This window comes from Chryseobacterium sp. SN22 (assembly GCF_008329705.1).
GTDB lineage: Bacteria > Bacteroidota > Bacteroidia > Flavobacteriales > Weeksellaceae > Chryseobacterium.
Window position 1 is genome coordinate 70,141 of record NZ_VTSX01000011.1, and the last position, 19,350, is coordinate 89,490.

A 19,350-nucleotide genomic window follows, 5' to 3' on the forward strand; every position below is an offset into this window, starting at 1 on the left:
AGGAGAAATACTCTGTTTTTAATTTTGTAACTGTACATTTAAGAACATCTCTGAACTTTCAGCTGCAATATTCCTGCTTATGTGTTCATTATTATTTTTGAGACCAGTAAGATTTGCATTTATATCAGGATTTCAAATTTGATCTTTCTTTTGTTCCTGTGAAAGTTTTTAACCTCCTTCTTTCTGTAGTTGCAGCAGACTGCCTTTCAATAAATTAAGATGATATTACTTGACCGTTACAGGGTTCAAAATTCACTTTTTTTTAATTCATGTGAAAGTTTTTGGCATCCTGTATTCTGTAGTTGCAGCAGGAACCCGCTATCAATCCTTTAAAAGAGATTTTCTTAGACTGAAAAGAACGGCCTGCAGTTACGGGACGGATCTGACCTGGGAAGAAAATCATTTTATATCCCGCGCTGATGCCGTACCTGAATATTCAGGTTTGGATATATTTTTCTCCGGAATAAAACCCAGGGCCGCCCTTACACCGGATTCGAGGATACACAGGAAGTTCGTACGGCATTCTGTAAGCCGGGGAAGCGGCTGTCTTCTTATTAACTGCCGGGAAACCGGATTCCGGAAAGCGGAAGAGCATAACCAAATTACAGAAAACACCGTGAAAACCATTATGTAAGGTTGTAATCAACTGTTATTTCAAATTTTCTGATTGATCGTTTTATTCTTGAAATTATTAAATTATCGCGGATTATTCTGTTCATTGCTGCAACTTTTCAATTTGGAAAGCAATCCGTTACACACGTACCGCCGGTTGAAAATATAATATGGCATAAGTTTCAAGATAAAAATCTTAACTTTATTCCAATAAAATGCCTGTGTTTTTAACTAAGCAATGACTGTAACCGGAAGAAGATATGACAAATTTCCCTGATAAATATACCTCTGAAAATCAAAGGGTAGCCGAAACGGAAGCCCGCCTAAAAGCCCTGATCGAAGCGACTTCGGACGTGGTATATTCATTAAGCCCCGACTGGAGTGAGATGCGTGAGCTCGACGGCAGAGGATTTCTGAAAGACGCAGATGCTCCCACTACCAACTGGAGGACGGATAATGTGTATCCGGATGATCTGGATCTGGTAAATGCAACCATCGAAGAATGCATCCGCGAAAAGAAAATATTCCAGCTCGAGCACCGGGTAGTGCGTGCAGACGGCAGGCCGGGATGGACTTTTTCCAAAGCAATCCCCATTCTGGATGAACAGGGCAATATTATTGAATGGTTCGGCACAGCAAAGGATATTACCCAACGCAAAGAGGCAGAGGAAGCCTTGTCAAAAGCCAGGGCACGATCCGACCAGCAGAAAAGGCTGTATGAAACCATTGCCTCTTCAACACCGGATCTGCTGTACGTCTTTGATCTCGAGTACCGGTTTACCTATGCCAACCAGGCCCTGCTGGATATGTGGGGCAGAACCTGGGAGGAATCGATCGGAAAAGGACTGCTGGAAATAGGCTACGAGCCCTGGCATGCCGAAATGCATGAGCGGGAAATCGATGAAATCATTAAAACAAAACTTCCGGTGCGCGGAGATGTATCTTTTCCCCACGCTACTTTGGGAACCCGTGTTTATGACTATATTTTCACGCCGGTTCTTAATGAATACGGTGAAGTGGAAGCCATTGCAGGGGCAACCCGGGATGTCACAGACCGGAAAAAATGGGAGGAAAGCCTCAAGGAGCTTAATAAAGAGCTCGCCGGCACCAACCGGGAACTTGCTGCTACACTCAAAGAAATAGCCAAAGTAAATGATGAGCTGATTAAAGCTAATGAAAAAATCGAGGAAGGCCAGATTGCCTTTCGTCTGGCTGTAGATGCTGCAAATTTCGGTACCTGGTTCATTCATTCCAATACCCGGGAATTTATTACGGATGCCCGTTCAAAAGAGCTGTTCGGCTATGATGAAGATGAGACATTATCCCTTGAACAGTCTCTGGCGCAGATTACTGATGAATACCGGCCATACGTTACAGCGAAATTTGAAAATGCCATTTATAACAACGGCGATTATGATGTTACCTATCCTGTTATCGGGTTCCATGATCAGCGGCTCCGCTGGCTGCGGGCAATAGGCAACCTGAAGGCAGATTCTTCGGGTACGTTTTCCGCTTTTACCGGCGTTTTGATGGATATCACCGATCAGTATCTGGCCGGTGCCGATATCAGGCGTGCAGAGGAAAGCCTGAGGATGGCGGTAGATGCAGCCGGCTTAGGAACATTTCAGATTGGTGTGGACGACCGGGTTTTTACGTATTCGCCGAAGCTTAAAGAATTTTTCGGATTCTACCCTGATGAATTCATGTCTTATGAAGCTGCGGTCAGCCAGGTTCATCCGGATTTCCGGGATCTTCTGGCCGCTAACGTAGAAAGGGCATTTTCGGAAAATGCCCGCTTTGATATGGAATATCCTATTATCGGCTTTCACGATGAAAAGTTACGGTGGGTGCGTGCCATTGGCGAAATACAGCAAAAAGAGGGTAAAGAATATTTTACCGGGGTCATTCATGAAATTACCGAAAAAAAGCTGGATGAGATCCGTAAGAACGATTTTATCGGTATCGTTAGCCATGAGCTGAAAACCCCGCTTACTTCCATTAAAACCTATATTCAGCTGATGCAGGCCAAATTTTCCACAACAGAAGACGACTTTCTGTCTAAAATATTGGAAAAGGCCGATCTACAGATCAATAAAATGACGACGATGATCAACGGGTTCCTGGATATTTCAAGGCTTGAATCCGGAAAAATACATATCAACAGGCAGCTGTTTGATCTTTCGGATCTGCTGAAAGCCGCTGAAGAAGAAACAACAGCAACGGTTGACAGCCATATTACGGTTTTTGCCCCGATCCGGTCCGTACAGGTAAATGCCGACCGGGATAAGATCGAGCAGGTGATTCATAACCTGATCAGCAATGCCGTAAAATACTCCCCTGCCGGCAGCACCATCCGTATCAGCTGCACTTCAGACGATACATTCGCTTATGTAAGCGTAAAAGATCAGGGCAAAGGAATAAAACCGGAAGATATTGCGCATATTTTTGACCGTTATTACCGGGTCGAAGGAGAGGAAATGCAGTCGATTTCCGGGTTTGGAATCGGGTTGTATCTGTGTTCGGAAATTATCAACCATCATCATGGCTCTGTCTGGGTAGAAAGCGAAGTAGGTGCAGGTTCCGATTTTATTTTCTCGCTTCCGCTGGATACGGAAATGGATTAATTATTCGGAAAACAATCAAATATTACAGCAGGTCAAATGGAGCTTTGTTGTTTAAAAGCTGTGAAATTCAGATTCGGCATTCCGAATGTTTATCCGCCTTAACCGGATGTTAAATATCTATAAATGACCGGTGAACAAATATAAAGCAAATGGCCCAAATCAATCTTCATACGTTCGGATTGGCAGCAAACTTGTATCTACCTCAGGCATATTGTAAGAAATGCGAATGTTCAGCATTAATTCTGTTCATTCTGAATCACAATGATTCATGCATTTTACTTAAAAGTATTAAAAAACAATACATAAAATGAAAGTACTATTTGTAGTTACCTCACACGATGAACTGGGAAACACTGGAAAAAAAACGGGATTCTGGGTAGAAGAATTTGCAGCTCCTTATTATGCCCTGAAAGATGCGGGATTCGATATCGTAGTAGCTACCCCGAAAGGCGGACAGGCACCCATTGACCCGAAAAGTGAAGATCCTGATGCGCAGACTCCTGCTACGGAACGCTATTACAACGATAAGGAAGTACAGCAGATCATTGCCGATACGCAGAAATTAAGTGAGCAGAAAGCAGAGGATTTCGATGCCGTATTTTATCCGGGAGGGCACGGGCCTCTCTGGGATCTGGCCAATGACGAGGATTCACAAAGATTAATTCTGGATTTCTACAACAGCAGCAAGCCTGTTGCGGCCGTATGCCATGCGCCGGGCGTTTTCAAAAATATAAAACTGGAAAACGGCGACCCTCTGGTAAAAGGCAAAAAGGTAACCGGCTTTTCCAATACGGAAGAAGAAGCGGTTCAGCTTACCGGTGTGGTGCCCTTCCTGGTGGAAGATGAACTGAACAATGCCGGTGGTAAATATTCCAAAACAGATGACTGGGGCGTGCACGTCGTTCAGGACGGCCTGTTGATTACCGGGCAGAATCCAGCCTCATCCGAAAGTGCAGCCGAAAAACTGATGGCCGCTTTAAAGAATAAAACAAGCTGAGATTGTCTGACTATCTATTTCCATCATTGCTGAGAAAATCTTCTTTATCTGTAATGATGGAATTTTTGGATCTGTTTCTGCTAATGCTTTCGGACTAATGTTGTTCATTCTAAATTCAGCAGTAAGAAATTGAGTATTGAGCTGGGAAAAGTATACGCACGCATAGCCGGCAGATTCAGCAGATTTTTTTGCATTGATATCTGCGTAATCATTGTAATCTGCATAAGATTATATTCTCAAGCTACATCATATAAACGATAAGATGATCAGCATTATACGGATTTCAGCCGATATCATCCAGGCTTCGGATCATCCATATGGAACAGGAATCATGTCCGGAATTACCCAACGGCTTTTCCAGCAATCGGAATCCTGAATTTTCGTACATTTTCACGGCTTTTGAAAACTCCGGCAGGCTTTCCAGATAAACGTTTTCGTATCCCATTTCCTTTGCGCCTGCAATGCTTTTCATCATCAGGCTTTTCCCGAGCCCTATTCCTCTTGCCTCCGGACGGAGATAAAATTTTGCCAGTTCGGCGCATCCTGCCGGCAGACCTTCCGTAGGATAAATTCCGCAGCACCCGGAAATAACACCGTCTAATTCACCCACCCATAACACGGAATTTTCTTTTTTAAATAATGAGTATAAATCGTATGTCGTGGGATCGGAATATACTGTTCCCTCTTTCGGAGCATCAAATTCGGTAAAAGTATCCCGGATCAGTTCTGCAAGCGCTTCATTATCTGATTTCTCAGCTTTTCTGATGACTTTTTTTTTCATATTTTGTTAACTAACCGGGATTGAAAACCGGTTACATGACTTTTGTTTAAAATATCCTGGTGATTAAAACCATTAGTCATCAAAGATAATTATAATATAAAAAAACGACTGTTAATGAATACCTAAAATTCAGCCGCAGGCAGCATTATCAGAAAAAATCCGATACGATCTTAAGGTAAATCCAACCATATTCAACTTTACTTCAGCAGTTAACGGAGTAAAGGGTAAGAATCAGAGTCAGTTTAGTTAATAAAGTAACAAGCAAATCTCATTTGATATTCAATATCCGGATCGTAATATTGACAAAGTATGAGCCTGCCGTTTGGCAGTCAGCTCCATCACGAGCCCGGACACAAAAAGCGCCCGATAAAAAAACAAGAATATAAAGCATGAAAGTAAAAGCGGAAGCATAATTTCCACAAAACTGCTCCGAAAACAGGCAAAGTGACCGGTTATATTAGTCGCAGCATATGCACGGAAAAAACCAGATGCTGTTCCCCGTACGGCAACACATGAAAGCAGCAACGCTAATTTCATTATGCTGATAAGACGTCCCCTTCCCATAGGCCTGAACATCAGATTGCTTTACAAAAAAATGCAAAAAGACAGGTATATTTCCAATAAAAGGTTTTTGATTTAAATTAGCAGGTATGCAGGAAATAAAAATATCTGATTTTAAAAATAATCCGGTTCTTAACTCTGATAATGAACCAGCTTTTCCAAATCCGAACTTTTATCTTCCCGGTAAAAATGTCCGTGAAATTCATTGAGCTTTTTCAAAAGATCCAGCAATACTGTTTTTTCGCGGTCATCAAGCTGACCCGATAAAAATTTCGAAGTGATATTCACCTTGTTTACGGATTCATGGAACACCCTCTCTCCTTTCGCAGTAAGGTTCAGCCGCTTGCTTCTTTTATCTTTTTCATCATTTTTTTCCGCCATCATTCCGGATTCCAGCAGCCGTTTGATGATCTGGGTTCCGGTTTGTTTTTCGTGGCCATTCCGCTCGATCAGCTGCATTTTGGTCAGGTTCGGCTCATCTTTAAGACGGTAAAGGTAGGTGAATTCTTCATTGGCAAGTTCGGGAAAATCCTTCAGTCCTTTGCGGATGGCCTGCTTGGAATATCTTCCCAGCAAAAGCACCTGCTTACAGATTTCATTTTCCATAAACGAAACCTCATGCTCTTCATTTTTAAAGAGTTTGGTCGGGCTTTCCTCCCTGTATTTCCGGTCGTTCAGCCACAGGCGGAAATCCTCAACGCTGGAATGAGGTTTGCAGGCTCCGGAATTTTCAAAATCTTTTACCTGATGAAGCAGATCAATGAAAAAGTCAGTTTTCATAATACAAATTTAATCTAAAATAAAATAAGACCAGTCTAAGTTAAAGCTTAATATTGGCCATTCCGCCATCCATTCCGAAAATCTGTCCGGTAATCCACGAAGCCTGATCCGAAATCAGGAAGGCTGCCATGGCCGCCATTTCTTCAGGATTTCCAACTCTCTGCAGCGGATGCCTTTTGGCAGAGGCCTCACGCTTTTCAGGCGTCGATAACAACTGGGCAGCCAGATGGGTATCCGTTAGAGAAGGTGCAATCGCATTGACCCTGATCTTTTGTGCTGAAAATTCCGCCGCCAGGCTTTTGGTAAGCCCTTCCACTGCATTTTTACTGGCGGACACGGAAGCGTGGAAAGGCATTCCCAGTTTGGCCGCCACAGAACTGAACAGGACCACGGCAGCGCTTTCAGATTTTTTCAGGTTAGGTAACAATTTCTGAATGATTTTTACCGCTCCCAGCACATTGATTTCAAAATCACTTCTAAAATCTTCCACCGAAAGCCGGTTGAAAGGTTTCAGGTTGATGCTTCCCGGTGCATATACCAATCCGTCAACAATCTCCGGAAAAGCAATTTCATCAAGATCTCCCGAAAGAATATCCATCCGGTGAAATTCGATATTCGGATGATTCAGTTCCGGATTTTCGGTTTTTGAAATTCCGATAATGTGGTGCTTTCCTGAAAGGATTTTTGCCGTGGCCAGGCCGATGCCTTTCCCGCAGCCGATGATGACGATGTTTTTCATATTTATTTTTTTTATGGTTTATTTTTGAATATGAGTTACAGAGATTTTTTAATATTAACTATTCACCGTTGTCAGGCTGAGCCTGTCAAAGCCCTGTTGATTCCTTAGCTTTTTTTTGAATGCAAAGCTCATCAGGATTTTTGTACTATTAACTGTTTTTAAGCTCCACAAAGCCCGTTTTACTTATAAAGCAAGCAGAGATTATTAGATCTGATCGAAACTTAATCTCAGCCTTTGTCTTTACCTATCTCTTCGAAATCTTATTATTGCTGATGGCTCTCTGCCGGCTGCTTTTAAATCTCCGGATTTCTTCACTTCTTTTTTTCAGATGCTTCTGGCTGGCTCCGGAATTTATCCGTTTTCTCCAAAGCTTAAAACTCGATTCTTTAAGCTCGGAACGCATCAGCGCAACCACTTCAGGCTCACTGATCCCGAACTGGAATTTGATAGCCTCAAAAGGCGTCCGGTCTTCCCATGCCATTTCAATGATGCGGTCGGTTTCCTGTATGTTGAAATTTTTATTCATTGTTTTCTTTTTAATTGAATCCGGAGTTCGTGAATTTTCTATTAACTAGCCCCGTTTGTGACTTGATGCTGTGCGGACACAAAGCCCACAAAGCTTTTTTTACTAACCGTTTTAAAGTTTCAGAAAGCTGCTTCGACAGGCTCAACATAAACTTCACTTGTGAGGGGACATCGAGATTCCTCTAAAACTTTACATTTGCAGTAGCCTTAATGACCCAAATCCTTAATCACCTCTCTGGCCATATCCAGATGCTTTTTCCTTTTTTCTTCCGGCATTTTCTCAAGCGTCCTGGCCATCATCGACAGCCGTGGATTTTTCTGGAAGAAATCTTTGTGCTCATGGATGAAGTTCCAGAACAGGGCATCCCATTTTTCGGTCCATTCACCGCTTGGGTAATCGCTCATTTTTTTCAGGTAATTGCTTCCGCTGATGTAAGGTTTTGTGCTCATTTTCCCACCGTCGGCAAAGCTGCTCATGCCGTAGACATTCGGAACCATTACCCAATCGTAGGAATCGATGAACATTTCCATAAACCATTGGTAGACTTCATCCGGATCGAATTGGCAGAGGTTCATGAAATTGGCAAAGACCATTAGCCTTTCGATATGATGAGCATAACCGGTCTTCAGAATTTTCTTCAACGAACTGTCAATCGGATGGATGCCCGTTTCTGCCGTATAAAGGGTTTCCGGAAGCTTGTTTTTATGGTTCCAGTAATTTTTATTCCGCTGATAGGTTCCCTGATATACGTAGACACCGCGCACAAACTCCCGCCACCCGACAATCTGCCGGACAAAACCTTCCAGCGAGTTGACCGGAATATCATCTTCCTTCGCAAAGGCAACTGCTTTTTCCAATACGTCTTCCGCCGTCAGCAGACCGACATTCAGCAATGGGGAAAGGATGCTGTGATGCAGGAAATGTTCTTTTTCCACGATGCTGTCTTCATACACCCCGAATTCGGCAAACCGGTTTTCAAAAAACTGGACCAGCCATTTTTCAGCCTCTCCGAATGTGGTGGGATACAAATGCTCATCCGTCAGGCTTCCGTAGTTATCTGCAAAATGTTTCTCCGTATATTTTTTAGCTTCTTTAAAATAAGCGTTGTTCTCAGGGAAATGAATCGAGGGGGCTTTCCGGTTTTTCGGATATTTCTTCCGGTTTTCCGTATCATATGTCCATTTTCCGCCCAACGGTTTTCCCGCTTTCATTAAAATATTCCGGGTAATCCGCTGCTGCCTGTAAAAATCGGTCTGATGATAAGACCTTTTGCCCTCAAAATATTCCTTAAGGTCTTCTTTGGTATTGATGAATAACGGACTGTCCATGATCTCCACTTCAAGTTTTGTTTTCTGCAGCCTTTTTTCGAGCCAGTGGTCGCAGACATCGGTTGTCCTGATGGCTTTAAAGCCTTCCTTTTCAAGTTTGGGGATGAATTTCCTGATATCGGATAATTGGGAAATGCTCTCTACGTATTCAACCTTAAAGCCCGTCTTCTTCAGAAAATCTTCATAAAATTTCATCGTTGCGCGATGGAAAGCGATCTTCTGTTTGTGAAAAGCATACTGCCTGAAAAACAGGAATTCTTCCAGCAGAAAGACCGGCTGACCTTTATCCAGGTAATCCGTATCCTCAAACAGCTGGTGCGGGAAAACAAGCTGGGCGGTATGTTTCAGTTCTGCAGCCATAAATGTATAAATTCCTGGTTGGGATCGTACATTTCAGCCTGTTTTTCAGGATTGAAGATCCGGTCGCGGTTGTCATTTCCTACACCGGCAAGGTACATCCAGTTGCCGTAATTGCTGTGGACATCGTAATCGATCAGCAGTTCTTCAAAATAAGCCGCCCCGGCCCGCCAGTCCTGTTTCAGGACCTTACAGAAATAGGAAGCTACATTCTGCCTTCCCCGGTTGCTTATCCATCCGGTCTTTTTTAATTCAAGCATATTGGCATTAATAAAATCCGAATCCGTGTTTCCTTCTTTCCATTGCCGGATCAGTTCCTCGTGATCTTCGGAAATATATTCTTTCTTACTGATTCCGTTTTTCCAGAAAATCCGCTCTTTGTACTCCATGGAAACATACCTGAAAAAATCCCGCCACAACAATTCAAAAACAAGCCAATAAGTTGACTCGTTGCTGCCGAATTCCTGCTCGTACTTTTTAATTTCGTGATATACTGTGACTGCAGAAAGGCTTCCGTCAGCCAGCCAGCCGGAAAATTTAGAGCTGTAATCGGTTCCGGCTAAGCCGTTTCGGGTTTCTTTATAGCTGCTGAGATTCCTGGTTTCTGAAAAATAGGACTTCAGCCTTTTCAGGGCCTGCGCTTCTCCGCCACTGAAAGGAAATGCCGTTCTTTTATCGGTTTCAAAATGTTCATATCCCAGCGATTCGAAACTCACCTTATCGCTTTGGATTTTGATAACAGACTTATTATACATCAGGCTTTCCGAAGCAAATTCCGGCCGAATCAGAAGGTTTTTCTCAACCTTTTGCCTGAAGGCCGTAAACAGCATCGGTATTTTATCCATTATCCTGGATACAAAAAGCGGATGCACCAGAAACTGGGAACAGGATCTTTCCCACTCTGCCATAGGCAGAACATTCCTGATTTCATCTTCTTTCTCCTTTTCTTCCCGGGTCCATTCCTGCTGGCAGAAGATTTTTACGATGTCGAATTCATCAGACAGTTCTTTAAAAACGGTTCCTGTGGTTCCTTGTTTTATCAGGAAAGAAATGTTTTTCCTGTTTAAATTCGCCTTCAGGTCTTCAACGGTTTCCAGGAGGAACCTGGCCCGGTATTTCCCGGTTTTCCTGCTGCCAAACTGTATTCTTCCGAAATCCCGGTCATCAAAAACATAAACCGCCAGGAAAGGCAATCCTTCCTGCATGATGCTGTATAACGATTCCGAGTCGCGGGTCCTCAGGTTTTTGGTAAACCAGAGGATATTGATTTTTTGTTTTTCCGGCATCTTTCGCTGCAATATTTTACTTCGTCCCAATTCTTCTTCCATTTTTTCCGCCAGTTGAACGGTAATCCGCAGACTTCGCAGATTTTGGAGGGCAATCCGGACGGCATATTAAGGTTTTATAAAATTTCTGAAGTTGTTAATCCTGATATCTTTTGCTTTCAGATCGTGCATCATATTATATAGTCCGAAGAACGTCCGGTTCAGGTAAATGAAATGCCGGGATCCGCGGTTGGTATTCATGCCTTTCATATCGCTGATTTTGGAATAACGCTGGCCCAGATCTGCAATTTCCTGAAAGAATCCCTCATCTGAAAAATCGAATTTCTCCTTATTGAAAGGCCTGGTAAACAGTTCCAGCAGCTCATAGAACAATTTGGCAAAAAACTCTTTCTCCCGCGGCGAATCTTCTTCACGCAGAATTTCCAGCGCAAATAGTTTTTCCCGGAAAATCTCAAGATTTTTAAGATTTTCTTCTTTGGCAAGCTCAAAATACGGCACATAAAAATCTTCCGGAATCTCTTTGATACAGCCGAAATCAATTACCGAAAGCCGGCTGTCGTCTGAAATCAGGAAATTGCCCGGATGTGGATCGGCATGTACTTTTTTCAGGATATGCATCTGATACATGTAGAAATCCCAGAGGGTTTGCCCAATGGTATTCAGTTCATCCTGGGTATTCTGTTTTTTGGTAAATTCCGAAAAATGGATTCCGGCCATCCAATCCATGGTAATGATCTTTTCGCAGGAATATTCCGGATAATAGTTCGGAAACTTTATGTTCGGGAGGTGGCTGCAGGCCACTGCAAAATGCTGGCTCCGCTTCAGCTCCAGGTTATAATCGGTTTCCTCAAACAGCTTATCCTCCACTTCCTGGAAATAGGATTCCGAACCTTCTTTTTTGATGTTGAACATTTTCATCGCAATAGGCTTTACCATCTTCAGGTCGCTGGAAATGCTTTCCCTCACGCCGGGATACTGGATTTTTACCGCCAGGTTTTTATCTCCTTTCTTCGCTTTATGAACCTGCCCGATGCTGGCAGCATTCACCGATTCCTGAGAAAATTCATCGAAAATGGCTTCCGGGTTCTTTCCGAAATATTTTCTGAATGTTTTTTTGACCAAAGCCCCGGACAACGGCGGAACGGAGAACTGCGACAATGAAAATTTCTCTACATATTCCACTGGGAGAATATTCTTTTCCATACTCAGCATCTGGGCTACCTTCAAAGCGGAACCTTTCAGCTCTTTCAGGGAATCGTAGATATCCGTTGCATTATCTTCATTCAGGATTTTCCGGGCTTCCCCTTCGTCTTTCGTGATTTTGTTCCCGTAATACTTCAGGTAATTGACGCCGACTTTTGCCCCTGCTTTCAGAAGGCTGCCGGTGCGTTCAATTTTCCCGGTCGGGATTTTATCTAATGTTTTCATTTTTAAATTTAGGTGATAGGCGGCTTTAGGTAGATTTAAGCTAAAGCCAAATTGAATTATTCTTTTTGAAACGGGCTTTCTTCGATGAGATCAGGATGGTATTGCCCATTTTTATTGATTCAGTCAACATTAATTTACTTTTCCGTTATCGGAATTTCTCTTTCCATAGAAATTTCCCCAGGTCAATTACTTTTCGCAGCGGCTCGTTGTCCATCAGTTCAAAACCGGTATCGATGGTTTTTTCAACAAAGATGTCGGTCTTTTCGAAATCGGGTGAGGTATCTTTTTTCCAGAAGTCGATGGCTGAAACCAGATGCAGCCAAAGGATTTCCTGTCTGGATTTTTCATTGAACCTCCTGATGTCCTGTTTTGCCTTTTCAACCATTTCCCACTCGTTAAAATCCAGCGTTCCGACAAACTGACGGTGGGTTTCCCGCAAATTCTGGAGCGCCCTGATTTCCTGCGCCTTCGTTCTTCCTAAAATCGACAGTACCAATGACCGGTTCATTGTCAGGTTTTCAAAGAAAATGAAATAGACATTCAGCAGTTTTTCCTTCGTCAATATTTCCGGTGAGGAATTTAATTCTTCAGCCAGCTCAAGGGATTTCCTGAACAGATGGTCCAGCATTTCTTTTTCAGCCTGGTCGAACCCAGAGAAAAAATGGTAAAATTCTTTCTCCTCAAAGCCGTTTTCCTTCGCAAAAAGATAAATGTTTTTCGGCCGCTCGCCGTGATTCAAAAGATAATCTCCGTAACGCTCAAATATCTTTTCCTGTGTGAGAGGGGTTTGTTCTTGCATGATAGAATTTATTTATAAACAAATTTAGTAATTAATTTTATTTTCAATTAAAATAAAGTATAAATTTGTACTATATAAACGATTTAATTTTTGAATTATGTTGACGATACAGGCACAATCGAACATCCCTACCGACTTCGGAACATTCAGTGTTTATGCATTTTCCGAAAATAAGGACGACTGGAACCCGCATCTGGTGTGGGTTGCAGCGCATACGGATTTCAGCAAAACCGTAAATGTGCGTTTCCATTCGGAATGCATTACCGGCGAAGTATTCCATTCCAGGAAATGTGAATGCGGGCAGCAGCTCGATGCTGCCATGAAATACATGTCGGAAAACGGAGGAATGATTATTTATCTGCGGCAGGAAGGCCGCAACATCGGAATCATTAATAAATTGAGAGCTTATGCTTTGCAGGAAAAGGGTTTTGATACGGTAGAAGCCAACCTGAAACTGGGACTGCCGGCAGACGGACGCGATTTTGGCGTAGCGGTCGAAATGCTGAATCTTCTGAAGGTAAAAGAGATCAGTCTGATGACCAACAATCCGGAAAAGCTGAAATCACTGGAGAACAGCGGGATCAGATTAAACCAGAGAATTCCTCTGGAGATTGAATCCAATGAAACCAATGAGGGATACCTGAGCAAAAAGAAATATTATTTCGGGCATTTACTGGAAAAGGTATAATTTTCTCATTAGCTGAAAGAAGAATCCGGATCATCTCTTTTTACAGGTGCATATAAAGAATTGGCTGATCAATAAGAGATTTATGAATTCCGGCAAACCAATCCAGATCTTATGAAAAAAATTCTGCTTACCGGGGCTACCGGCTATATCGGCAAACGGATGATTAATGTTATTGCGGCACAGGGTTACCAGGTGATCTGCTGTTGCAGGGATGCCGGACGTTTTTCAAAAAGCGTCGATATTGATGATGCCCAGATCGAAGTGATAGAAGTAGATTTCCTGAAGCCCGAAACCCTGGAAAAGATTCCTGGGGATATTTCCGGAGCGTATTATCTGATGCACTCGATGAGCAACAGCAACGATTATGCAGAGTCGGAAAAACAGTGCGCCGTTAATTTTTCAGAATTCATTGAGAAAACAGACTGCGAACACATGGTTTACCTTTCCGGCCTTGTGAATGAGAAACAGCTTTCGGAACACCTGAGTTCCCGTTTTGAGGTGGAAAAAATCCTGATGGAATGCAAAGTTCCGGCAACGGTTTTGCGGGCAGGAATTATTATCGGGTCCGGCAGCGCCTCGTTCGAGATCATCCGGGACCTGGTGGAAAAACTGCCGGTAATGGTGGCTCCGAAATGGCTTCATACCAAATGCCAGCCGATCGGCATTGCCAATGTGCTGGATTTCCTGATTTTTACCTTATTCAAAAAACAGACTTACCACAAAAATTTCGATATCGGCTGCGACAATGTCCTGACCTATAAAGAAATGCTGCTGGAACTGGCGAGAATCCGCGGGTTGAAAAGAACGATTATTACATTGCCTGTGATGACCCCTAAACTGTCTTCTTACTGGCTGTACTTTATCACTTCTACGTCTTATAATCTTGCCAAAGCACTGGTTGGAAGCATGAAGATTGAAGTGGTATGCAGGCCCGAAAGCCTAAAGGAAATAAAAGAAATTACCGGCATACAGCCATTTTCCTATGACACTGCCATCCGGAGAACACTGGCGAAGATTCAGGACAACGAAATTGCATCGAGCTGGAAAGACAGCTTCATCAGCAGCCGAAGCGATTCCAGCCTGAAAGACTATCTGGACGTTCCGAAATACGGTTGTTTTACGGATCTTCGTTCTGCAGAATATGATGACCGAGAGAAATGCCTGGACCGGGTTTTTGCTCTGGGCGGGGCCAACGGATGGTACGGGCAGAGCCTCTGGAAAATACGCGGTTTTCTGGACATCCTGGTAGGCGGACCGGGACTCAGAAGAGGCCGTACGAGCGCTACCCGGCTCCATGAAGGCGATGCACTGGATTTCTGGCGTGTTCTCCATGCTAACAAAAAAGAAGGCAAACTGATCCTGTTTGCTGAAATGAAGCTTCCCGGTGAAGCATGGCTGATGTTTAAAGTACACAAAGGCAAGCTCTGGCAGAAGGCGGTTTTCCGTCCGCACGGGCTCAGTGGCAGGCTTTACTGGTATTCCGTTCTGCCGTTCCACGGGATTATTTTTAAAGGGATGGTTCGGAAACTTGCGAATCCGCAAAAGCATTTTTAAACTACTTCCCCTTTTATAACAAAATTTAAAATTTAAACTAAATTTTTAACTTTTCAATATTCATATTTAATTTTTATTTAATTAATCAATACCATATTATTATATACCGTATAAAATTAACAATTATTTCAAATTAAAATATCCATGATAATCCTTTAAACCTTTAAGTACTGATTATCAATTATTTAAAATAAAAATAAAAGTTATTTTGAGGCTGTTAGGCATAACAAACCTTAAAAATGACCCATAAATAAAATATTCACTATCAAACGTTTAATATAAATCACCATGTAAAGAATAAATAACATCTATTATGTAGCCTTTTTTGTAAAAAAAAATTTGTTACATTTGCTTTAAAGTAATAAAAAAGCGTGCATACCGTTTTACTTATTCCAGAAATTTGATTGTAAAACATTAAAACCGGCTTATGAAAAAAATAGTTCTACTCTTTACGTGCCTGTTTGGAATTTCAGCTTTTGCGCAGATTAAGGTGCTGAAGAATGAAACTTTAGTAGAAATCGGCAAAGACAATTCCGTAGGTTTATATAAAAAAGACGACCGATTCACGGTGAATTACCAGGACCTGAATACAGCCAACCTCAATACTTTCAGATCATTTTCTTTCCAGAATCTGAACAAGGATGTTTCCGGTCTGTATGAACTTATTGCCAACGGATTTATCGATACTCCGGAAAGCAATATTGTTCTTGAACTTCCAAGTGATATCATCGAACTGCATTTTGAAAAAAATTACGGTACCCCGACGGTACAGTTTATCCAGTACATTAACAAAAACAGAAAGTATGTAGGAAAATCCCAGTTCCTGAACAAGAAACAGATTGACAAAATCTTTGGGAAAACCAATGGAAAGGCTGCATTGTATGACAAACCTGCAACCATGAACAATATTAACCACATGAATAATCAACAACCTGTAAATCAAGCTTCTTCAACAGCACCTATTTCCAACGGCAACAGGAAGCCCAGAAAATAAATCAAACATTTTGAAATATTACTGAACTCATTCATCCGGATGAGTTTTTTATTTTATTTTTGTAAAAAGATCGTTACGAAACTATGCCTCTTCAAATAAATAACCTGACCAAAAAATTCGGTGAGCAGACTGCCCTGAACAACATTAACATTTCTATTGACAGCAATGAAATCATCGGTCTTCTGGGTCCGAACGGAGCCGGGAAATCCACCCTGATGAAATCGATTGTCGGTGCCCTGAAAATCGATGAAGGTGAGATAATTTTTAATGGAAAGAACATTACCGATCATGAACTCGGAAGCAAGCAAAAAATAGGCTTTCTTCCTGAAAACAATCCGCTGTACCTGGAAATGTATGTGAAAGAATATCTGCAGTTCGTTGCCAATATCCATAAAATCCCGGAATCAAGAGTGGATGAAGTAATCGAGCTGGTCGGCATCACCCCTGAAAAGTCAAAGAAAATCGGTCAGCTTTCCAAAGGGTATAAGCAAAGAGTCGGACTGGCCCAGGCGATCATCCACCAGCCGGACCTTCTGATCCTGGACGAACCGACCAACGGTCTTGACCCCAACCAGATTATTGAAATCAGAAATGTGGTAAAAGAAATCGGACAGCAGAAAACGGTATTGCTTTCTACCCACATCATGCAGGAAGTGGAAGCCCTTTGCTCCCGCGTCATCCTGATCCATAAAGGTAATATCCTCCAAGATTGCCCGATTGATGAATTTAAAGGGAAATTTGAAAGCCTTGAAGAAGCTTTTGCGAGCTATACGGCTTAATTTATATATAAACCTCACAGGTTTCAGAAACCTGTGAGGTTTTTTTAAATCTTCTAGCATCAGATACATCTTCATTTAGAAAGCCGGCTTTCTGTGGATTATTTCCGTCGTTTTTATATTTTCTAACATTTCATTTTTATTCAATTGTCTATAGATACAAGCCAGCTGCAAAACCAAAATAAGGTTGATTGTAATAATTTCATAGTAGGCAGCAGATTTTTTTTCCAGTATTTTGTCGCGGATATGGATTGACGAAAAAACAGCAAGACAGACCGTTAGCCCCACGATTAAAGGCTGAATAATGGCAATCATTAATCTTATTTTAAATATAATTAAGCGTTGCCCTCCGGCTTTTCACCAGTTACTGAAGTGGCTGCTGCATTTTTCTTCTGAACCTGTTCCAGAAGCTGAAGCCCCAAAAGGCCGCTGATTCCGCCGTTTGCCGCATCACCGTTGCCTCCGATCAGAACTTCCGGCATAATCCGTACGTTCTGGCTGGCGATATTCTCCATAATTTTCAATTGGGTAAAATTATTTCCGCCCATGGCTTCCACCGACAGTTTATACGATTCGGCATTGGATTTCCCGATGGCCAGGATCTTTTCCGCTTCAGCATTTCCCGTCAGTGAGATCTGCTCGGCACTTGCTTTGGCCAGCCATTCTATTTTTTCGGATTCCGCTCTGGCAAGCAGCCTGGTTTTTTCAGCTTCCCCGGTAGCGAGCAGTTTCAGCCGGTCTCCTTCCGCTGTTGCCTGCAGCCTTACCGAATTGGCATCCCCGGTCGCTTTTTTCACAGACGCATCGGCAATCCTTTCAGCGATCAATACGCCCTGGTCGGCTTTTACGATCTCCTTCTGCATATCGGCCACCGCCGTTTCTTTTTCCAGGGCCTGACGGGTTTCCTGGGCGAGCATTTCGGTCTCGTACGTAATTTTCTGCTCTTCCGCAAGCTTACGGTCGGTCAGTGTTTTCATCAGGCTTTCAGGGGGAACGATGGCGCCGATCAGGGTATCAACGGCATTTACATTGTACTGTTCCAGGACGCTGCTGATATGTTCTTTAGCCGATTGCTGCCTTTCTTTACGGCTTCCGAGAAAAGCAATCACATCGCTGTCCTGTGCCGAATTCCTGAAGTAGTTTCCGATCGTCGGTTCCAGCACCTGACTTACCAGATTGATCATATTCCCGAAACGGGCGATTACTTTTGGGGCTTCATAGGTTGGAATGTGGATAATCTGCGACACATCGAGATTAAAAGGGAAACCGTCTTTGCTTCGGACCGTAATCGTGGAAAGGTTTTTATCGAGCTGATGGGATTCGCTTCTTTCATACGCCCAGTTCAGTACCAGGTTGGTGGTCGGAACCAGCTCCACTTTCATGATGTACGGATTGATCGGATATTTTCCGGGACCGATGGGTTCTGCCCAGACGCCTTTATGGCCTTTTTCCACGATATGTCCGTGTTTAAAATCTACGCCGCTTAAATCTTTGCCGTCTTCCCCTACATAGCTGATGATGACTCCGACATGCCCGATCGGGATTTCCGTCATTTTTACCATTTCCACTTTCGTGAACCACGGATTGAGGAAATAAGAACCGGCAAGGATCACCTGCTCCTGAAGCCCCTTGTAACCGCCGCTGTTTAAAAAAGTATCAACATCCTGAAATTTGTTGTGCCCGTTAATAATCTTTCCGGCGATCTGCCCTTCTTCCAGCGGGCTTCCTTCCATTGTGGTGATAATTCCGACGGCATTATCGGGAATCTCCGTCAGCTCCGTCAGCTCAATTTCAAACAGCAGGGTGTTGATCCGGTAGGATCCCGGTGCGATAATGGCGGTCTGCCTTCCTTTCCGGCCTCCGTTTTTCAGAAAAGCTTCGGCATCCTGAAACGAATCACAGTCTATTTTTCTTGCTAAAATCCTTCCCGTTTCCAACTCTGCCCCGTCTTTGGCAAGGAGCAACCCTATTTTGCCGGTCGGAATTACGGTAAAGGGTTGGAAATCGATCGAATACTGCCAGATCCATTTGCCGAAATAGACTCCCGGAGCCAGGGTCTGAGCCTGGAAACCCGCTTCTCCGTTGGTCGCTATGATCCGGCCTTCCGGAAGTTCCTGCCTCCCGACCAGCACGAATTTTTTGGTGACCAAGCCGATCCTGTCTTGGGGAACAATAACAAGACCGAAGAAAATTCTTAAGATAAATTTGTAAAAAATAACGCACAACAAGGCGATGACGGCCGGAATCATCCAGCCATGAAAACTTAATTCCATAGTTTTTGTTTTTAATTAAATTTGAAAACGGGAGTAGTGCCCTGTTTTTTAAGAATAGAAAACAGGATATGAATTATGTGATAATTCTTTTAAAAAATTAAGAAAATGAAGGTGGAGAAGTATTAAAAATCGTGAAAATGATTTCTGATACTTTTAATAGAAAAAACTTAAAGTTAATTAGTTTCATTTCGATGATAAAGGAAAGAGATCCTTTTGTGGTACAAATGTACGCAAGAAAAATATTCAG

17 protein-coding genes are annotated in these 19,350 nt (G+C 42.7%); 7 read left to right on the forward strand and 10 right to left on the reverse strand.

The features are described from left to right. Positions 1 to 271: 271 nt before the first annotated feature. The 3 genes from FY557_RS09085 (at position 272) to FY557_RS09100 (ending at position 4,233) form a co-directional block, all read left to right on the forward strand. Positions 272 to 634, forward strand: coding sequence for a hypothetical protein (locus FY557_RS09085; protein ID WP_149246934.1), 363 nt, complete (start codon positions 272 to 274; stop codon positions 632 to 634). Between the two features lie 238 nt (positions 635 to 872). Next, complete coding sequence (locus FY557_RS20335) at positions 873 to 3,236, forward strand: PAS domain-containing sensor histidine kinase (protein WP_228451751.1); 2,364 nt, start codon at positions 873 to 875, stop codon at positions 3,234 to 3,236. Between the two features lie 307 nt (positions 3,237 to 3,543). Further along, complete coding sequence (locus tag FY557_RS09100; RefSeq protein WP_149246935.1) at positions 3,544 to 4,233, forward strand: type 1 glutamine amidotransferase domain-containing protein; 690 nt, start codon at positions 3,544 to 3,546, stop codon at positions 4,231 to 4,233. A 283-nt stretch (positions 4,234 to 4,516) separates the two neighbouring features. On the opposite strand, the gene FY557_RS09105 is transcribed toward FY557_RS09100, so the two are convergent. The 9 genes from FY557_RS09105 to FY557_RS09145 all read right to left on the reverse strand — a co-directional run bounded on the left by FY557_RS09105 (position 4,517) and on the right by FY557_RS09145 (position 12,818). Then, entirely contained in the window at positions 4,517 to 5,014 is a 498-nt protein-coding gene (locus FY557_RS09105) for a GNAT family N-acetyltransferase (protein ID WP_149246936.1), read from the reverse strand. A 693-nt stretch (positions 5,015 to 5,707) separates the two neighbouring features. Further along, a complete protein-coding gene (locus FY557_RS09110; protein ID WP_149246937.1) occupies positions 5,708 to 6,355 on the reverse strand; it encodes a MarR family winged helix-turn-helix transcriptional regulator in 648 nt (215 codons plus the stop codon). Positions 6,356 to 6,395: 40 nt separating this feature from the next. Then, positions 6,396 to 7,094, reverse strand: a complete 699-nt coding sequence (locus FY557_RS09115) for an SDR family NAD(P)-dependent oxidoreductase (RefSeq protein ID WP_149246938.1) — start codon at positions 7,092 to 7,094, stop codon at positions 6,396 to 6,398. Between the two features lie 244 nt (positions 7,095 to 7,338). After that, positions 7,339 to 7,620: a TIGR03643 family protein gene (locus FY557_RS09120; RefSeq protein WP_149246939.1), complete on the reverse strand. Its 282-nt coding sequence runs from the start codon at positions 7,618 to 7,620 to the stop codon at positions 7,339 to 7,341. Positions 7,621 to 7,826: 206 nt separating this feature from the next. Continuing rightward, on the reverse strand, positions 7,827 to 9,308 hold the full coding sequence (locus FY557_RS09125; protein WP_149246940.1) for a cryptochrome/photolyase family protein: 1,482 nt from the start codon (positions 9,306 to 9,308) through the stop codon (positions 7,827 to 7,829). Continuing rightward, positions 9,293 to 10,591: a DASH family cryptochrome gene (locus FY557_RS09130; RefSeq protein WP_149246941.1), complete on the reverse strand. Its 1,299-nt coding sequence runs from the start codon at positions 10,589 to 10,591 to the stop codon at positions 9,293 to 9,295. The genes FY557_RS09125 and FY557_RS09130 overlap by 16 nt, the downstream gene beginning before the upstream one ends. Beyond that, the gene (locus FY557_RS20620) at positions 10,543 to 10,698 is read right to left on the reverse strand and encodes a DUF2256 domain-containing protein (RefSeq protein WP_149246942.1); all 156 of its coding nucleotides are present in this window, start codon (positions 10,696 to 10,698) and stop codon (positions 10,543 to 10,545) included. Before FY557_RS20620 ends, FY557_RS09130 begins: the two co-directional genes overlap by 49 nt. 1 nt (position 10,699) lies before the next feature. Next, positions 10,700 to 12,019: an ABC1 kinase family protein gene (locus FY557_RS09140; protein WP_149246943.1), complete on the reverse strand. Its 1,320-nt coding sequence runs from the start codon at positions 12,017 to 12,019 to the stop codon at positions 10,700 to 10,702. A gap of 145 nt (positions 12,020 to 12,164) precedes the next feature. Next, the gene (locus tag FY557_RS09145; RefSeq protein WP_149246944.1) at positions 12,165 to 12,818 is read right to left on the reverse strand and encodes a TetR/AcrR family transcriptional regulator; all 654 of its coding nucleotides are present in this window, start codon (positions 12,816 to 12,818) and stop codon (positions 12,165 to 12,167) included. A gap of 97 nt (positions 12,819 to 12,915) precedes the next feature. On the opposite strand from FY557_RS09145, the gene ribA reads away from it, so the two are divergent. The 4 genes from ribA (at position 12,916) to FY557_RS09165 (ending at position 16,833) form a co-directional block, all read left to right on the forward strand. Next, the gene (gene ribA, locus FY557_RS09150; RefSeq protein ID WP_149246945.1) at positions 12,916 to 13,506 is read left to right on the forward strand and encodes a GTP cyclohydrolase II; all 591 of its coding nucleotides are present in this window, start codon (positions 12,916 to 12,918) and stop codon (positions 13,504 to 13,506) included. 111 nt (positions 13,507 to 13,617) lie between these two features. Beyond that, positions 13,618 to 15,060 (forward strand): SDR family oxidoreductase, encoded by a 1,443-nt coding sequence (locus FY557_RS09155; RefSeq protein ID WP_149246946.1) that lies wholly within the window; start codon positions 13,618 to 13,620, stop codon positions 15,058 to 15,060. 427 nt (positions 15,061 to 15,487) lie between these two features. Then, on the forward strand, positions 15,488 to 16,054 hold the full coding sequence (locus tag FY557_RS09160; protein WP_149246947.1) for a hypothetical protein: 567 nt from the start codon (positions 15,488 to 15,490) through the stop codon (positions 16,052 to 16,054). Positions 16,055 to 16,137: 83 nt separating this feature from the next. After that, positions 16,138 to 16,833, forward strand: a complete 696-nt coding sequence (locus tag FY557_RS09165; RefSeq protein WP_149246948.1) for an ABC transporter ATP-binding protein — start codon at positions 16,138 to 16,140, stop codon at positions 16,831 to 16,833. A 332-nt stretch (positions 16,834 to 17,165) separates the two neighbouring features. Here FY557_RS09165 and FY557_RS09170 read toward each other — a convergent pair whose 3' ends face one another. Continuing rightward, positions 17,166 to 19,103 carry an SPFH domain-containing protein gene (locus FY557_RS09170; protein ID WP_149246949.1) on the reverse strand — a complete coding sequence of 646 codons (1,938 nt, stop codon included), beginning with the start codon at positions 19,101 to 19,103 and terminating at the stop codon, positions 17,166 to 17,168. Positions 19,104 to 19,350: the final 247 nt, after the last annotated feature.

What these genes read in the sequence shown, in the direction of transcription:
- FY557_RS09155 (WP_149246946.1), top strand. Translation starts at nt 13,618, where the DNA reads ATGAAAAAAATTCTGCTTACCGGGGCTACCGGCTATATCGGCAAACGG.
- FY557_RS09170 (WP_149246949.1), bottom strand. Translation starts at nt 19,103, where the DNA reads ATGGAATTAAGTTTTCATGGCTGGATGATTCCGGCCGTCATCGCCTTG.
- FY557_RS09165 (WP_149246948.1), top strand. Translation starts at nt 16,138, where the DNA reads ATGCCTCTTCAAATAAATAACCTGACCAAAAAATTCGGTGAGCAGACT.
- FY557_RS09110 (WP_149246937.1), bottom strand. Translation starts at nt 6,355, where the DNA reads ATGAAAACTGACTTTTTCATTGATCTGCTTCATCAGGTAAAAGATTTT.
- FY557_RS09115 (WP_149246938.1), bottom strand. Translation starts at nt 7,094, where the DNA reads ATGAAAAACATCGTCATCATCGGCTGCGGGAAAGGCATCGGCCTGGCC.
- FY557_RS09125 (WP_149246940.1), bottom strand. Translation starts at nt 9,308, where the DNA reads ATGGCTGCAGAACTGAAACATACCGCCCAGCTTGTTTTCCCGCACCAG.
- FY557_RS09100 (WP_149246935.1), top strand. Translation starts at nt 3,544, where the DNA reads ATGAAAGTACTATTTGTAGTTACCTCACACGATGAACTGGGAAACACT.
- FY557_RS09140 (WP_149246943.1), bottom strand. Translation starts at nt 12,019, where the DNA reads ATGAAAACATTAGATAAAATCCCGACCGGGAAAATTGAACGCACCGGC.
- ribA (WP_149246945.1), top strand. Translation starts at nt 12,916, where the DNA reads ATGTTGACGATACAGGCACAATCGAACATCCCTACCGACTTCGGAACA.
- FY557_RS09130 (WP_149246941.1), bottom strand. Translation starts at nt 10,591, where the DNA reads ATGCCGGAAAAACAAAAAATCAATATCCTCTGGTTTACCAAAAACCTG.
- FY557_RS20620 (WP_149246942.1), bottom strand. Translation starts at nt 10,698, where the DNA reads ATGCCGTCCGGATTGCCCTCCAAAATCTGCGAAGTCTGCGGATTACCG.
- FY557_RS09120 (WP_149246939.1), bottom strand. Translation starts at nt 7,620, where the DNA reads ATGAATAAAAATTTCAACATACAGGAAACCGACCGCATCATTGAAATG.
- FY557_RS20335 (WP_228451751.1), top strand. Translation starts at nt 873, where the DNA reads ATGACAAATTTCCCTGATAAATATACCTCTGAAAATCAAAGGGTAGCC.
- FY557_RS09105 (WP_149246936.1), bottom strand. Translation starts at nt 5,014, where the DNA reads ATGAAAAAAAAAGTCATCAGAAAAGCTGAGAAATCAGATAATGAAGCG.
- FY557_RS09160 (WP_149246947.1), top strand. Translation starts at nt 15,488, where the DNA reads ATGAAAAAAATAGTTCTACTCTTTACGTGCCTGTTTGGAATTTCAGCT.
- FY557_RS09145 (WP_149246944.1), bottom strand. Translation starts at nt 12,818, where the DNA reads ATGCAAGAACAAACCCCTCTCACACAGGAAAAGATATTTGAGCGTTAC.